Source organism: Zhouia amylolytica (assembly GCF_900116365.1).
GTDB lineage: Bacteria > Bacteroidota > Bacteroidia > Flavobacteriales > Flavobacteriaceae > Zhouia > Zhouia amylolytica.
On sequence record NZ_FPAG01000001.1, the window covers coordinates 396,628 to 410,990 of the forward strand.

Below are 14,363 nucleotides of genomic sequence, written 5' to 3' on the forward strand. Positions count from 1 at the left end.
GTATATAGCGTATATATAGCGTCTTTTATATATTTCAAAATCTGACTATCATGTAATCATCTGAGACAGTAAACACGAAAAAGAAAAAACGACTTAAGCCCTTTGAAGTGCGCGTTTGGAACAATTCAGACAGACTGGTATTGAGGGGCCTATTCCCATCGGGACTCACTTAGAAAATAAAAAAGTAATAATTAAATAGTTTTATCCGATTTAATGACGTTACTTTGCACAGCTTTAGCAACATAGAGCACAAGGGCTAGCAATTTTTTATTCTTCACACAATAATTTATTCCTAATTTTTGATTCTTTGCTGGGTAACTATTGATGTTATCGTCAATTGTTCGCAAGAGGGTTTATACTACTTCTTAAGGCAATTTGTATGAATACATCAATATAATTTGAACATTTTAAATTTAATATACAATGAAACAAGGAACAGTAAAGTTCTTTAACAGAACCAAGGGATTTGGATTTATCACAACAACTGACTCTAACGAAGATATCTTCGTTCATGAAAGCGGATTAATTGACAATATCAGTGATAATGACAAAGTACAATTTGAGACCGAAAGAGGAAAAAAAGGCCTTAACGCAGTAAACGTTGAAATCATCGACTAACTGATAAATGAAAGGCCATCTTTTAGATGGCCTTTTTTATTCATTTTTCCTTAATAACACATAGACAGGAAAATGATCACTATAACCTCCAAGATATTTTCTTCCGGCAAATGTTCTAAACGGATTACCTTTAAACCGACCATTCCACGCCCTCAAAAATCTTTTATCAAATACATCCGCATGGGCAAATGAATGAGTTCCTGGAGTATCTTCAAAAAAATTATTGGTAAATATAATCTGATCAAACAAATTCCATCTTGAGCGATAACTCAAGCTCCCTTTATTAAATGGATCCATTAGTTTGGACATCGGATTATACAAATCGGGGAGCATTAAATGATCTTTTATACTCGTAGACATCGGATCATCATTAAAATCTCCCATTATAATAACGTTAGGGTCAGCTTCTTCTTCTTTAATACCATCCATTACGCTATGAATTGTTTTAGCGGCCTCAATGCGCTTGTAATCAGTTTGAGCAGCCCCATCTCTCCTGGAAGGCCAATGATTTACCAATACATGTACTTCCTGATGGTTTAAAACTCCTTTTACATACAATATATCTCTCGTATAATCGCGGGCACCATCTACATTATCAATCAATAAAGGAATGGCTTCAGAGTTAATTACTTCAAAATCCCTCTTACGGTACAAAAGAGCAGTGTCAATTCCTCTTTCATCGGGAGAATTGAAATGTACATAACCCATATCATATCCGTTCAAATTTTCAGAATCTATCAGATCTTGCAGCACATATTGATTTTCAACCTCTGCAAGCCCCACTATTGAAGGAGCTGTTTTTGCAGCCTGATAACCAATTTCCGATATAGCCTTTCCTAATTTGTAAATTTTATTTTGATAACGCTTGTCATCCCAACGTTTTTCCCCTCCCGGGGTAAAATCATCATCGAGCGTATTTGGATTATTTCTGGTGTCAAATAAATTTTCAAGATTGTAAAATGCAACTGTATATAAATTACTAGCAGATTTTTCAGAAAATGGCGGTGTATGTTTAATATCTTTCATTATTTAAAAATAGTAAATCAAATACTTACCTTTGTACTTTAATCAAATATATGCTTGAAAAGAAAACATTAGACTATGAAAAGGTTGTTCTTATCGGTGTTGTAAACCAAGAACAAGATGAGGAAAAATGTAAAGAATATTTAGACGAACTGGAATTTCTGGCCTATACAGCTGGCGGTGAGGTTATTGAGCGGTTTTGGCAGAAAATAGACACGCCAAATCCCAAAACATTTATCGGAACCGGAAAAATGGAAGATGTTCGTGCTTTTGTAAAAACTCACGACATTGGAACCGTTATTTTTGATGATGAATTAAGTCCGGCGCAACAAAAGAATATTGAAAAAATTCTTCGCTGTAAAATCCTGGATCGTACCAGTTTAATTCTCGATATTTTCGCGCAGCGTGCTCAAACCAGTTACGCACGAACACAGGTTGAATTAGCTCAATACCAATATTTGTTACCTCGATTAGCCGGGTTATGGACTCACCTTGAAAGACAGCGAGGGGGTATCGGAATGAGAGGTCCGGGGGAAACAGAAATTGAAACTGACCGTCGTATTGTACGTGACCGAATCGCTTTATTAAAAAAGAAGCTGGAGAAAATAGATAAGCAAATGGCTACTCAAAGAGGGAACAGAGGTTCTTTAGTTCGAGTGGCCCTTGTAGGTTATACGAATGTCGGGAAGTCTACTTTAATGAACGTACTTAGTAAAAGTGAAGTTTTTGCCGAAAATAAATTGTTTGCCACCCTGGATACAACCGTTAGAAAAGTTGTTATTGGCAACCTTCCTTTTTTATTAAGCGACACGGTAGGTTTTATAAGAAAATTACCTACACAGTTGGTAGAAAGCTTTAAAAGTACCCTGGACGAAGTTAGGGAAGCTGATTTATTGCTACATGTGGTAGACATCTCTCATCCTAATTTTGAAGAGCATGTAGCCTCTGTAAATAAAGTCTTAGATGAGATAGAAAGTGCAGACAAACCAACCATCATGGTGTTTAACAAGATTGATGCTTACGAACATGAAAGCATTGATGAAGATGATTTGGTGACCGAAAAAACAGCAAAGCACTTTACGCTTAAAGAATGGAAGAACACCTGGATGGGGAAAATAGGCGATTACGCCCTCTTTATCTCTGCCCTGAACAAAGAGAATATGGAAGAGTTTAGAAAAAGGGTTTATCAGGAAGTTCGAAAAATACATATTACCCGCTTCCCGTATAATCATTTTTTATATCCCGAATACGACGAAATGGAAAAAGACTTATAATAAAAAAGCGCCTTGTCAGGCGCTTTTTTATACTATTATATTTTCTTTATTAAAAACCTAAATTCACTCCTAAACCAAAAACTTCTCTCAGCTGTAATGCACTTACAGCATTGTCATCATAAACTGTTTGCACTGTAAGGTTGGTTGAAAGGTATTTATTGATCTTCATTACAATATTCATGGTATAGTCCAAATCGACATTTTGCGGATCTTCAAGGTAATTTGAATACAAACTCAAAATATTCTCCATACTCACATTTTCCATGATATTAAACTTGTAATAACCAGAGGCATAAAAACCTAATTCATAACGAAATGTATCACCAGGATCAATTCCATAGGCTTGTAATGCATTTACATTATCAATCCCACTGTGCTGCACAAAGCTTCCTAAATCAGAATCGTATATATACAAATCATCTTTAATAAAAGTCATTTTTGAGGTAGCCGGTGATAAATTAAACTTAAGATTATCACTTTTCTTCCACTCCATACCTGGTCCAAAGGTTAAGTATGCCGGATTGAACAAGCCAGAAGTAGGAAAATCAGAATCCTCATCATTATCATAATCATACCCGTCTGTAAACTGAGTTTTAAAGTTGAGAAAGAATGAATAATTCCAATTATCGAAGGCTTTTCTACCTACCAATGAATTCAATTCAAAACGATCATCCGTTTTGCGCGTACCCAGATCTTTGGTATTCGTGAGACCATACGAGGCTATTACCTTGTTGTCCCAAGACCAATCTCCTTTTAAATAATTAAAATCATAATTAACTCCAACAGTTCCAGAAACATTGTTTTGCCCTCCTGCTACCCAGTTCTTAAATGCCGACTGATTGAGTAAAAAAGTAAAGGTTCCTTTCTTTGTCCAACCTTCTTTTTGTTTTTCTTCAGCAGCTTCTTGCGCATAACTAAAAGAAACTCCTGTTAAAATGAATAAGGTGAATAAAACTTTCTTCATAATAGATTCTTTGATGTTTGATAGTATATAAGGTTACTTTTGTTTAAGCCAGTAACTAGATCTTACTTTTTTCTTTTATAAAGCGGCACGGAGGAACAAGCTTCGCCATACATCATACTCTTCACAATTGGCTGGAGCTTTTGAATAAGGAAAAGATACGCATTTTTTGGAACTGGTTTATCAGAACACCCTTTAATAATAACCGGAAGATCCCGATATGCTGAAACATCTAAAGCTGCAATCTGTTCCTGATATAAGACAGACTCCAGCATTTCCAAGTCCCCAACGACTACCTTTCTGGCATATGAGGACAAATAGGTTGTTAGTAACATATAGGCCCATGCAGGAATTATAGCGTCGGTTGAGCAATATAATGCTACATATTTATTGGCATATTGCTCCCATTCGTGCTCCTGGGCCTTGGTACGAAAATCTTTTTCACGAAGTAAGAAGCCTTGTTCTAACCAATCAGAAACATCAATTTGAATTCGCGCTCCTTCCGGATAAAAGTCTTCAAGATTAATGGTAACCAGTTTACTTTGGGCTACCCTATTTACAATTTCATCAGCCATTTAAACAATTTTTGATAAGCCGACCTTATAAAAGACCGAGCTCCAGTTTGGCTTCTTCACTCATTAAATCCTGACTCCATGGTGGATCGAAGGTAATCTCAACCACACAGTCTTTCACCATATCAACTGTTTTAACTTTCTCTTCCACCTCAACAGGTAAAGTCTCTGCAACCGGGCAGTTAGGCGTCGTTAACGTCATTAATATTTTTACTTCACTATCCTCATTGACAAAAACATCATATATCAATCCAAGTTCATATATATCTACTGGAATTTCCGGATCATAGATGGTTTTTAAAACCGTTACTATTTTTTCTCCTAACTGTGCTGTATCTATAGTTTGTTGATCGCTCATCGTTTAATTTTTATAATTTTAATTCAGTTGAGTTTGATAGGCCACTGCATACAATTTAAGCTGCTTGATCATGCTCACCAAGCCATTAGCCCGCGTAGGTGATAAATGTTCCTTCAACCCAATTTCATCAATAAAGTCTGTTTCTGCATTTATAATATCTTGTGGCTTTTGATTTGAAAAGGCACGTACCAAAATGGCAATAATCCCTTTGGTGATAATAGCATCACTATCGGCAGTAAACACTAATTTATCATCTTCAAGCTCTGCATGTACCCATACCTTACTCTGACAACCTTTAATCAGGTTTTCATCTATTTTGTATTGGTCATCTATAATAGGTAACGATTTTCCAAGCTCAATCATATACTCATAACGCTGCATCCAATCATCGAACATCGAAAACTCATCCACTATATTGTCCTGTATCTCCTGAATAGTCATTTCTATTTATTTTGAAACAAAAATACAATAAGAATTACTGCTTTTCAACAGTTTCTGCCAATGTTAGGATAGCTTTAACCAATGACTCAATTTCTGCGGGAGGATTTCCATGATCGAATGTACTCGATTTATAGTTTTTATCGGCCGTTAACACCTCCAGAGTGGCATGTGGTGCTGCATCTAATGACCTACCACTACTTTGAGGTTTATAGGTACTCAGATCATTCAACGAAACCTTCTTCACCAATTGCATCAATTCATTCCATTTACTCTCCGGAGTATTAAGTTCCTGCTGAAAGGAATTTAAGCCCGTTTGTCTTACGAGTGTTCTGTTTGAGGTTATTATAATTTTATACTGGGAACCCCTGGTGTAGGTTTCATACTGAAAGCCGGTTACCGATTCCTGATTAGTTTTTAACGAATCACATGTCATTGAAATTGAGGTTATAATCACAAATAGTATTGCTGCTATTTTCATCCTGTGTTTTTTATAAAGGTACAAAAAAAGGCACCCGAAGGCGCCTTTAACAATTCTCATTGCGTATTTTGAATTAGTTCAAGAAACTTTCACGAGCTCCGCCTGCCGCAAAAATCGCTCTCATTCTTGCTTTTTGACCTTCAGAGAACATATACATACAGGCATCATCAACATAATCCATATAATTCATGGTCATGTCATTCGATTTACAATTAACGGTTGGATACGATGGACAACCATAATTTGGTCCGTCAGAAGCAGGTGTATCGGCAACAAAATCATCCTGTCTACATCTTCCATCACCCCAAATGTGACGTAAATTCATCCAATGCCCAACCTCATGCGTGGCAGTCCTTCCTTTATCAAATGGAGCAGACACATACCCCTGATCTCCAAAATATTGAGGAGAAATAACCACACCATCAGTAGATGCATTACCTCCAGGGAATTGAGCATATCCCAATATGCCTCCACCAATATTACAAACCCAAATATTCAAATAGTTAGATGGATCTACAGCGTCAGAACCTCCTTGCGAAGCATCTTTCATTGCATCTCTGGTTCCCCAGGAAGTCTTCGTTGAAAACTTGCGAATTACCTGATCTAAAGTAAAGGTAACATTAACATCTGCAACTACTGGTTCAAACTCTCCAGGCACTTGATTTAAGTCATTATTGGAAGCTGTGAAATCTTCATTTAATATTTGGATTTGAGAATTAATCTGAGCATCACTTATATTCTCCTGATCCGTATTGTACAGCACATGAACCACAACCGGAATGTTAATCGTTCCTAACCCATCATCAACCGGCGGGTCTCCTCCTCCATCATTTCCTCCATTGCCATTTCCATTACCTACACCGTCAGGCTTTTTAGCAGCAATAAACGTTCTAAGATTTTTCTCAATGTTATACATACGATTATAAAGATTTGGATCCTGATCCAACTGTCTTTTTAACACCTGCATGGAATAACAATTTTTTCCTTCATTGGCTGACTTTGAGGCCAAATCATCTTCTTCCGGATACACATAAAAGTCACTCATGTCTATTTCCTGAGCAACCACTGCTTCTGTACTCGTATCAGTTACCTTTTCATTTTCACACGAAAGGGTTAACAGACTGAGTGCAGCCACAGTAAACAATACTTTTTTCATAAAAAATTAGTTTAAAAATTAATAATTAGCTGCACTAAGATATATTATTTTAACAATAATAATCAGTTTTGTTAAATTTTTTAAGTAGTTTTTCGACGAAATACAACATAAAAAAAGGCATCCGCTACTGGATGCCTTCATACTAACTCAAATTTTAAATCTTACTGAGCCATAGCTTCTCTAAATCCGCCAGAAGCAAATACACTCATCATTCTGTTTTTCTGACCTTCGGTAAACATATTTAAACAAGGGTCGTCTGAATAATCCATGAAGTTCATAGTCATGTCATTCGTACCACAGTTAACCTGTGGATATGTTGGACATCCTCTACTTGGTCCATCAGAATCAGGTGTATCAGCAACAAAATCCGAAGCGCCACAACCACCATCTCCCCAGATGTGACGTAGATTTAACCAGTGTCCAACTTCATGAGTAGCCGTTCTACCCGTTGAATACTGCGTTGTTCCGGTAAAACGATGATCTAATACCACACCATCAGTAGACCAACTACCTCCAGGGAATTGAGCATAACCCAATATATTACCACCTCTATATGGCATATTGTTTACCACCCAGATATTCAGATTTTGTTGAGGGTTTACAACATCAGACCCTCCGCTTGAAGTAAATTTCATAGAATCATCAGGTCTCCACTGACGCTTATTAGACTGCACTCTGATTACATCTTCTAATACAAAGCGAATACCAACATTAGACTCCACCGCAGAAAATTCTGCAGGAATTGTATTTCGCCCTGGGTTGTTAAGATTAAAATCTTCATTTAAAGCATCAATCTGATCTTCCAGTTGAGACAAAGGAATGTTCTCACTCTGCGTTCTGTAAATCACATGAAAAATCACTGGAATTTCAAGAACACCATCGGCAGCAATTCGCTGAGCTAAACCACTTTTAATAGCATTAGCGGTATGCATTTCAATAGCGGCCATGTTGGTTGCTATCGAAGGATCCTTGGCTAAGAGCTCATCCAGGACACCCATTGTTCCACACTGATCATCTGATAATGCAAATTCTTGATCTTCACCGAGGGTAACCCCCTCATCTTTAACCTCCGACGAGGTATTCTCACACGAAGTCATCAGTATAGCTATAGCAGCCATACTTAACAATACTCTTTTCATAAAAAATTAGTTTTAGTTATAAATTAGCGAAGCGAATATATATATTTTTTTAACAAATCATTAGTAGTCCGTTAAGGATTTTTAACAATTTTTCGATGAAATACACATATCTGTAAGAAACAGCGCTAATTCACGAGCATATAAACTTCAAAAAATAAAAAGAGAAATTGGTCTTAATACATGGTACCAGACGAGCAATTATCGATAAATAAAAGAATGGGTTATAACAGCATATTTTTAGCCTTTACCACGGCCTCAACGAAACGATCTATTTCTTCTGTAGTATTATAGAAAGCAAAGCTGGCACGGATCGTACCTGGGATATTAAAATAATCCATTATAGGTTGAGCACAGTGGTGCCCGGTACGGACAGCAATACCCAATTTATCTATAATGGTCCCTATATCGTAAGGATGTATCCCATCAATATTAAAAGAAATTACAGAGGTCTTATTGGCAGAAGTTCCATAAATTTTGAGCCCATCTATTTGCAGCAATTTTTCTGTAGCATAGGCCAGCAATTTATGCTCGTAATCCTGAATAGCCTGGAAACCAATCTTGTTGATGTAATCTAAAGCAGCTCCAAATGCAATTCCACCACAGATATTAGGTGTCCCAGCCTCAAATTTATGAGGCAAACCCGCATAGGTGGTTTTTTCAAAGGTTACTTCTGCAATCATTTCCCCACCTCCTTGATATGGCGGTAATTTTTGAAGCCACTCCTCCTTACCATATAAAACACCCACACCCGTAGGACCACACATTTTATGAGCAGAAGCTACATAGAAATCAACATCAAGCTCGTTTACATTTGGTTTAACATGCGGACATGCCTGAGCACCATCAATCAAAACAGCAGCTCCAACCATATGTGCTTTTGTAATAATCTCTTCAATAGGGTTTATAGTTCCTAAAGCATTAGATATATGATTACAAAAAACCAATTTGGTCTTTTCAGATAACAAGGCACCATATGCGCTCATTATAAGCGCGCCTTCTTCATTCATAGGTATTACCTTGAGAATGGCACCAGTTCGCTCACATAACATCTGCCAAGGCACAATATTAGAGTGATGCTCTAAGGCAGATACTATGATTTCATCCCCCTCTTGTAAGATGGCAGTAAAACCATTAGCAACCAGGTTAATACCGTGAGTGGTACCTGAGGTAAAAATGATTTCATGAGACTTATCAGCATTAAAATGCTTTTGAATTTTTACACGTGCCTGCTCATATGCATCCGTAGCTTCCTGAGACAAGGTATGCACTCCTCTGTGGATATTTGCATTGTAGTTACTGTAATAGTCTACAATAACATCGATTACCTGCTGAGGGGTTTGCGATGTAGCAGCATTGTCAAAATACACCAAAGGATATCCGTTTACCTCACGTTTAAGGATAGGAAAATCTTTTCTGATTTCATCTACATCAAAGGGCATATTCTGAATTACTGTACTCATAAAATATTATAATTCGAAACCAATATTCACATTAAGCTTCATCGCTATTAGCTTCTTAATTCTCTTTTTTACTTCATCAATCTTAACACTAGCTAATACATTGTTTGCGAAACCATACATTAACAATGCTCTTGCTTCTTTTGAAGGAATCCCTCTTGACTGTAGATAGAACAAAGCTTCTTCATCCAGTTGACCTATAGTACATCCATGAGAACATTTTACATCATCCGCAAAAATCTCTAACTGTGGCTTAGTGTTAATTACTGCTCTGTCATCGATCAGAATATTATTATTCTGCTGAAATGCGTTCGTCTTCTGAGCAATTTTATCAACTAAAACCTTTCCGTTAAACACACCTGTACTCTTATCTGCATAGATCCCTTTGTAGTCTTGATGACTTTCACAATTAGGCTGAGCGTGATGAACCAACGTACTGTGATCTACATGCTGTTTATCTCCAATAATCGTAATTCCTTTTAATGTAGAATCAATTCGCTCGTCTAAATGATAAAAATTAAGATTATTACGAGTGATATTTCCACCTAAAGAAAAAGTATGCACAGAAGCATGGCTGTGTTTCTTCTGAGCGATATAAGTATTATCTATTAAAGATGCCGTTTGGGCGTCATTCTGAATTTTATAGTAATCAACTATTGAATTTCTATTGGCATGTATTTCGGTTACCGAATTGGTCAACACAGGATTCTCTGTCAAACTTTGATGACGTTCAATAATTTGTACATGGGCATTTTCTCCGACAACCACTAAATTTCTTGGCTGCAACATTAAGGCCGATTCCTTTCCAGTAGAAAAGTGCAATATTTGAATTGGTTTTTCAACCACCTTTCCTTTAGGTATATTAATAAATGCACCCTCGCGGCTAAATGCCGTATTCAAAGCTGTTAAACCATCATCTTTAGGGGCTATTTTATTAAAATAATTATCAATAATTAATCGATACTTTGGTTTTGAAAGTGCAGCACTCATCAAACACACATCAAGTCCTTCATGTGAAGTCTCAGAAAGGTAAGAACTGTATATTCCATCAACAAAAACGATCTTATACGAATCGATTTCATGTAAAAAATATTTCTTAACATCCTGAAATTGAAGTGCTGATTCCTCTTTAGGAAAAACAGTATAGTCGTTTTTCAAAAGCGCATTTAAGGATGTATACTTCCAAGACTCTTCCTTCTTTGTAGGAAAGCCTTTTTGTTCAAAAACCTTAATGGCCTCAGATCTTATTTCATGAACCGGTGCATCTACATCAATCTGACCTTCAAAAGCCATGAAAGATGAAACCAATTTTTCTTTCAAATCCATTTTATACTTTTTGTAATTTCTGTTCACACAGAAACTTCATTCAAAATTTTTTTAAATCCTGAGAACTTATCTTTCCTCAAGAAAATTATACCGATAGCTCTTGCTTCAACCAATCGTAACCTTTCTCCTCTAGTTCTAAAGCAAGTTCTTTTCCTCCAGATTTAACAATCTTACCGTCTAATAATACGTGAACAAAATCCGGAACGATATATTCAAGTAATCGCTGGTAGTGTGTAATTACTACTACCGCATTATCTTTACTTCTAAGTTTATTAACTCCATTAGAAACAATTCTCAAGGCATCAATATCCAATCCTGAATCTGTTTCATCAAGAATGGCAAGTTTTGGCTCTAGCATTGCCATCTGGAAAATTTCATTTCTCTTTTTCTCACCTCCTGAGAATCCCTCATTCAAGGAACGCGAAAGGAATTTTCTATCGATTTCTAATAACTCAGATTTTTCTCGGATAAGCTTTAACATCTCATTTGCAGGCATTTCTTCTAAACCTCTTGCCTTACGCGTTTCGTTAATAGCTGTTTTTATAAAATTGGTAACCGTTACTCCAGGAATTTCTACCGGATATTGAAACGAAAGAAATATTCCGTTATGCGCACGTTCTTCAGGTGCAAATTCGTTAATATTCTCTCCTTCGAAAACGATATCTCCCTCTGTTACTTCATACTCCTCTTTACCTGCTATCACAGACGACAAAGTACTTTTACCAGAACCATTTGGTCCCATAATAGCATGTACTTCACCTGGGTTTACCTGAAGGTTGATACCTTTCAAAATATCTTTCTCTTCTATACCGGCATGTAAATTCTTAATCGTTAACATCTTATCTATTTGAATTTATATCTTTATTTTTAGGGTTGCCCCTTAATCTTCTAAATTTTAATCCTATCCTACTGATCCTTCCAGGGAAATTTCCAATAATTTTTGAGCTTCTACTGCGAACTCCATCGGAAGTTTATTCAACACTTCTTTGCTAAACCCATTAACAATTAACGCAATTGCTTTTTCAGTATCGATCCCTCTCTGATTACAATAGAATATTTGATCTTCACCAATTTTACTGGTAGTGGCCTCATGTTCTATCTGCGCCGTTTTATTTTTTGCCTCTATGTAAGGAAATGTATGTGCTCCACATAAATTACCCATCAACAACGAATCACATTGCGAGAAGTTCCTTGCATTTTCAGCACCTCTGTTAACCTGCACTAATCCACGGTAACTATTTTGTGACTTTCCGGCAGAAATACCTTTTGAGATGATGGTACTCCTGGTATTCTTACCAATATGAATCATCTTAGTACCGGTATCAGCCTGTTGGTAGTTGTTTGTTACAGCTATCGAGTAAAATTCACCAATCGAATTATCTCCCTTAAGAATACATGAAGGATATTTCCAGGTAACTGCCGAACCAGTTTCTACCTGGGTCCAGCTAATCTTAGCATTCTTTTCACACAGCCCTCTTTTGGTAACGAAGTTAAAAACTCCACCTTTTCCTTCTTTATCTCCCGGAAACCAATTTTGAACAGTCGAATACTTTATCTCTGCATCATCTAAAGCAATAAGCTCTACTACAGCAGCATGTAATTGATTTTCATCTCGCTGAGGAGCTGTACAGCCCTCGAGATAACTCACGTAACTACCTTCGTCAGCAACCACGAGAGTTCTTTCAAACTGTCCGGTTCCCGCCTGATTGATACGGAAATAGGTCGACAGCTCCATCGGACATCTTACACCTTTCGGTATATAGCAAAATGAACCGTCAGAGAAGACCGCTGAATTTAAGGCCGCATAAAAATTATCTCTTTGCGGAACCACGGTACCTATGTACTTTTTAACCAACTCAGGATGTTCCTTGATCGCTTCTGATATCGAGCAAAAAATGATTCCTTTTTCAGCTAATGTCTTTTTAAAAGTTGTAGCAACAGACACTGAATCCATTACAACATCAACAGCTACACCAGCCAATTTTTTCTGTTCTTCAATAGAAATCCCTAATTTCTTGAAAGTTTCCAGCAATTCAGGATCTACCTCATCAAGGCTTTCATATTCCGGTTTCTTTTTCGGAGCAGAATAATATGATATATCTTGAAAACTCGGCTTTTTATACGTTACGTTCGCCCATTCAGGCTCTTCCATTTTTTCCCAAGCTCTAAAAGCCTCAAGTCTCCATTCGGTCATCCATTCCGGCTCCTCCTTCTTTTTAGAAATAGCACGCACGATGTCTTCGTTCAGACCATTTGGAAACGTTTCAGCTTCAATATCTGTATAAAACCCGTATTCGTATTCTTTAGTTTCGAGTTCTTTTTTTAATTCTTCTTCAGTATACGCCATCTTTGTCAATTTCAAAATTAGTCAACCAATTTATTAGTCGATTCTTATAACGAAAAGCTTTCACCACACCCACAGGTACGCTGTGCGTTTGGATTGTTAAACACAAAACCTTTTCCGTTTAGTCCGCCAGAATATTCTAAAGTGGTGCCTACGAGATACAAAAAACTCTTTTTGTCTACTACAAGCTTTATATCGTTGTCTTCAAAAAGTTTATCGTCGTCGGTTTTACTCTTATCAAAATTTAAATCGTAAGACAAACCGCTGCAACCGCCACTCTTCACACCTACTCTAACGTAATCCTGTGCGGCGTTGAACCCATCATCTGACATGAGTTCTACTAACTTATTTTTCGCTGTTTCAGAAACCTTTATCATCTTTAAACAGATTAGTTCTAAATAGTAGGCAAAAATAGTATTTTAAAGCCGATTTACCATAAGTTACAACATTATTATAACAAATCGTTCTATAGATTTATATTATAACTATTCTTTATGAAACGAACATAAGTTGAGAAGTCTTTACACATCTAGGTTTAACAGCTCTTTCAACATTTTCTTCCCCTCAGGAAGCAATATGATTTGTCTGGAATTTTTTACTTTTTTAACCCATCCTTTTTGAAGCATATTTTCAAATATTTTTGCACCAAGCGCTCCGGCAATATGATGCCTTCTTTCGCTCCAATCCAGGCATTGATACGCCAAAGATCTCCTTTCACTCTTCAACTGACGTACATCGATCCCAAAAGACAAAAACCATTTTTCTCCATAGGAAGTAACTACATAATCCTTATTTAAGAATTTTAATATACCGTTATCAATTAAAGCTTCTGTAAGTTTCACCCCCAGGGCTCCAGCGAGATGATCATAACATGTTCTGGCCTCAGTAAGCCCCTTAGGATGGGGCCTTTTAACCCTATTATACCCTTCATGGTTTGGTATCAAGCTAGCCATAGACTCAATAGCCTGAGCAACTGAAGCATTTTGAAAGGTGTAATACCTATGCCTACCTTGCTTTGTAACAGCAAGGATTTCGGAAGCTACCAATTTAGTCAAATGATTGCTGGCTGACTGTGGAGAAACATCAGCGCATACTGCTAGCTCAGAAGCCGTATAGGATCTTCCATCAAGCAAATTCCAAAGCATTATAGCGCGACTTTTATCACCTATCAATACTGCTATTCGACTAAATTGATCTTCTATTTCTTCCATTATTA

At 36.9% G+C, this 14,363-nt stretch carries 16 protein-coding genes; 2 read left to right on the forward strand and 14 right to left on the reverse strand.

All coding sequences use genetic code 11. The annotated features are described in order from the left end of the window. The first annotated feature begins 423 nt into the window (after positions 1 to 423). The gene (locus tag BM361_RS01680; protein ID WP_074976493.1) at positions 424 to 618 is read left to right on the forward strand and encodes a cold-shock protein; all 195 of its coding nucleotides are present in this window, start codon (positions 424 to 426) and stop codon (positions 616 to 618) included. Between the two features lie 36 nt (positions 619 to 654). On the opposite strand, the gene BM361_RS01685 is transcribed toward BM361_RS01680, so the two are convergent. Then, positions 655 to 1,644 (reverse strand): endonuclease/exonuclease/phosphatase family protein, encoded by a 990-nt coding sequence (locus tag BM361_RS01685; RefSeq protein WP_074976495.1) that lies wholly within the window; start codon positions 1,642 to 1,644, stop codon positions 655 to 657. A gap of 50 nt (positions 1,645 to 1,694) precedes the next feature. On the opposite strand from BM361_RS01685, the gene hflX reads away from it, so the two are divergent. Continuing rightward, a complete protein-coding gene (gene hflX / locus BM361_RS01690; protein ID WP_038268472.1) occupies positions 1,695 to 2,915 on the forward strand; it encodes a GTPase HflX in 1,221 nt (406 codons plus the stop codon). 49 nt (positions 2,916 to 2,964) lie between these two features. Here the strand turns inward: hflX and BM361_RS01695 are convergent, their stop codons facing one another. The 13 genes from BM361_RS01695 to BM361_RS01755 all read right to left on the reverse strand — a co-directional run bounded on the left by BM361_RS01695 (position 2,965) and on the right by BM361_RS01755 (position 14,358). After that, positions 2,965 to 3,879 (reverse strand): DUF3078 domain-containing protein, encoded by a 915-nt coding sequence (locus BM361_RS01695; RefSeq protein ID WP_038268470.1) that lies wholly within the window; start codon positions 3,877 to 3,879, stop codon positions 2,965 to 2,967. A gap of 62 nt (positions 3,880 to 3,941) precedes the next feature. Beyond that, a complete protein-coding gene (locus tag BM361_RS01700; RefSeq protein WP_074976497.1) occupies positions 3,942 to 4,451 on the reverse strand; it encodes a DUF2480 family protein in 510 nt (169 codons plus the stop codon). A gap of 25 nt (positions 4,452 to 4,476) precedes the next feature. Continuing rightward, positions 4,477 to 4,806 carry a DUF59 domain-containing protein gene (locus BM361_RS01705; RefSeq protein WP_038268466.1) on the reverse strand — a complete coding sequence of 110 codons (330 nt, stop codon included), beginning with the start codon at positions 4,804 to 4,806 and terminating at the stop codon, positions 4,477 to 4,479. A gap of 18 nt (positions 4,807 to 4,824) precedes the next feature. Further along, the gene (locus tag BM361_RS01710) at positions 4,825 to 5,247 is read right to left on the reverse strand and encodes a SufE family protein (RefSeq protein ID WP_038268464.1); all 423 of its coding nucleotides are present in this window, start codon (positions 5,245 to 5,247) and stop codon (positions 4,825 to 4,827) included. Positions 5,248 to 5,281: 34 nt separating this feature from the next. Continuing rightward, a complete protein-coding gene (locus BM361_RS01715; protein ID WP_074976499.1) occupies positions 5,282 to 5,725 on the reverse strand; it encodes a hypothetical protein in 444 nt (147 codons plus the stop codon). A gap of 73 nt (positions 5,726 to 5,798) precedes the next feature. Beyond that, positions 5,799 to 6,881 (reverse strand): zinc metalloprotease, encoded by a 1,083-nt coding sequence (locus tag BM361_RS01720; RefSeq protein WP_074976501.1) that lies wholly within the window; start codon positions 6,879 to 6,881, stop codon positions 5,799 to 5,801. A gap of 161 nt (positions 6,882 to 7,042) precedes the next feature. Next, a complete protein-coding gene (locus BM361_RS01725) occupies positions 7,043 to 8,020 on the reverse strand; it encodes a zinc metalloprotease (protein ID WP_074976503.1) in 978 nt (325 codons plus the stop codon). A gap of 221 nt (positions 8,021 to 8,241) precedes the next feature. Beyond that, entirely contained in the window at positions 8,242 to 9,480 is a 1,239-nt protein-coding gene (locus BM361_RS01730; RefSeq protein ID WP_074976505.1) for an aminotransferase class V-fold PLP-dependent enzyme, read from the reverse strand. Positions 9,481 to 9,486: 6 nt separating this feature from the next. Continuing rightward, positions 9,487 to 10,803: a Fe-S cluster assembly protein SufD gene (gene sufD, locus BM361_RS01735; RefSeq protein WP_038268669.1), complete on the reverse strand. Its 1,317-nt coding sequence runs from the start codon at positions 10,801 to 10,803 to the stop codon at positions 9,487 to 9,489. Positions 10,804 to 10,888: 85 nt separating this feature from the next. After that, a complete protein-coding gene (gene sufC, locus BM361_RS01740) occupies positions 10,889 to 11,641 on the reverse strand; it encodes a Fe-S cluster assembly ATPase SufC (RefSeq protein WP_038268453.1) in 753 nt (250 codons plus the stop codon). 63 nt (positions 11,642 to 11,704) lie between these two features. Further along, positions 11,705 to 13,150, reverse strand: a complete 1,446-nt coding sequence (sufB, locus tag BM361_RS01745; RefSeq protein WP_038268451.1) for a Fe-S cluster assembly protein SufB — start codon at positions 13,148 to 13,150, stop codon at positions 11,705 to 11,707. A 44-nt stretch (positions 13,151 to 13,194) separates the two neighbouring features. Next, entirely contained in the window at positions 13,195 to 13,524 is a 330-nt protein-coding gene (locus tag BM361_RS01750) for a HesB/IscA family protein (protein ID WP_038268449.1), read from the reverse strand. 144 nt (positions 13,525 to 13,668) lie between these two features. Then, positions 13,669 to 14,358: an ArsR/SmtB family transcription factor gene (locus BM361_RS01755; RefSeq protein WP_074976506.1), complete on the reverse strand. Its 690-nt coding sequence runs from the start codon at positions 14,356 to 14,358 to the stop codon at positions 13,669 to 13,671. Between the last annotated feature and the right edge of the window lie 5 nt (positions 14,359 to 14,363).

Excerpts from the sequence above, each read along its gene's own strand:
- BM361_RS01680 (WP_074976493.1), top strand. The coding sequence starts at position 424 with ATGAAACAAGGAACAGTAAAGTTCTTTAACAGAACCAAGGGATTTGGA.
- BM361_RS01685 (WP_074976495.1), bottom strand. The coding sequence starts at position 1,644 with ATGAAAGATATTAAACATACACCGCCATTTTCTGAAAAATCTGCTAGT.
- hflX (WP_038268472.1), top strand. The coding sequence starts at position 1,695 with ATGCTTGAAAAGAAAACATTAGACTATGAAAAGGTTGTTCTTATCGGT.
- BM361_RS01695 (WP_038268470.1), bottom strand. The coding sequence starts at position 3,879 with ATGAAGAAAGTTTTATTCACCTTATTCATTTTAACAGGAGTTTCTTTT.
- BM361_RS01700 (WP_074976497.1), bottom strand. The coding sequence starts at position 4,451 with ATGGCTGATGAAATTGTAAATAGGGTAGCCCAAAGTAAACTGGTTACC.
- BM361_RS01705 (WP_038268466.1), bottom strand. The coding sequence starts at position 4,806 with ATGAGCGATCAACAAACTATAGATACAGCACAGTTAGGAGAAAAAATA.
- BM361_RS01710 (WP_038268464.1), bottom strand. The coding sequence starts at position 5,247 with ATGACTATTCAGGAGATACAGGACAATATAGTGGATGAGTTTTCGATG.
- BM361_RS01715 (WP_074976499.1), bottom strand. The coding sequence starts at position 5,725 with ATGAAAATAGCAGCAATACTATTTGTGATTATAACCTCAATTTCAATG.
- BM361_RS01720 (WP_074976501.1), bottom strand. The coding sequence starts at position 6,881 with ATGAAAAAAGTATTGTTTACTGTGGCTGCACTCAGTCTGTTAACCCTT.
- BM361_RS01725 (WP_074976503.1), bottom strand. The coding sequence starts at position 8,020 with ATGAAAAGAGTATTGTTAAGTATGGCTGCTATAGCTATACTGATGACT.
- BM361_RS01730 (WP_074976505.1), bottom strand. The coding sequence starts at position 9,480 with ATGAGTACAGTAATTCAGAATATGCCCTTTGATGTAGATGAAATCAGA.
- sufD (WP_038268669.1), bottom strand. The coding sequence starts at position 10,803 with ATGGATTTGAAAGAAAAATTGGTTTCATCTTTCATGGCTTTTGAAGGT.
- sufC (WP_038268453.1), bottom strand. The coding sequence starts at position 11,641 with ATGTTAACGATTAAGAATTTACATGCCGGTATAGAAGAGAAAGATATT.
- sufB (WP_038268451.1), bottom strand. The coding sequence starts at position 13,150 with ATGGCGTATACTGAAGAAGAATTAAAAAAAGAACTCGAAACTAAAGAA.
- BM361_RS01750 (WP_038268449.1), bottom strand. The coding sequence starts at position 13,524 with ATGATAAAGGTTTCTGAAACAGCGAAAAATAAGTTAGTAGAACTCATG.
- BM361_RS01755 (WP_074976506.1), bottom strand. The coding sequence starts at position 14,358 with ATGGAAGAAATAGAAGATCAATTTAGTCGAATAGCAGTATTGATAGGT.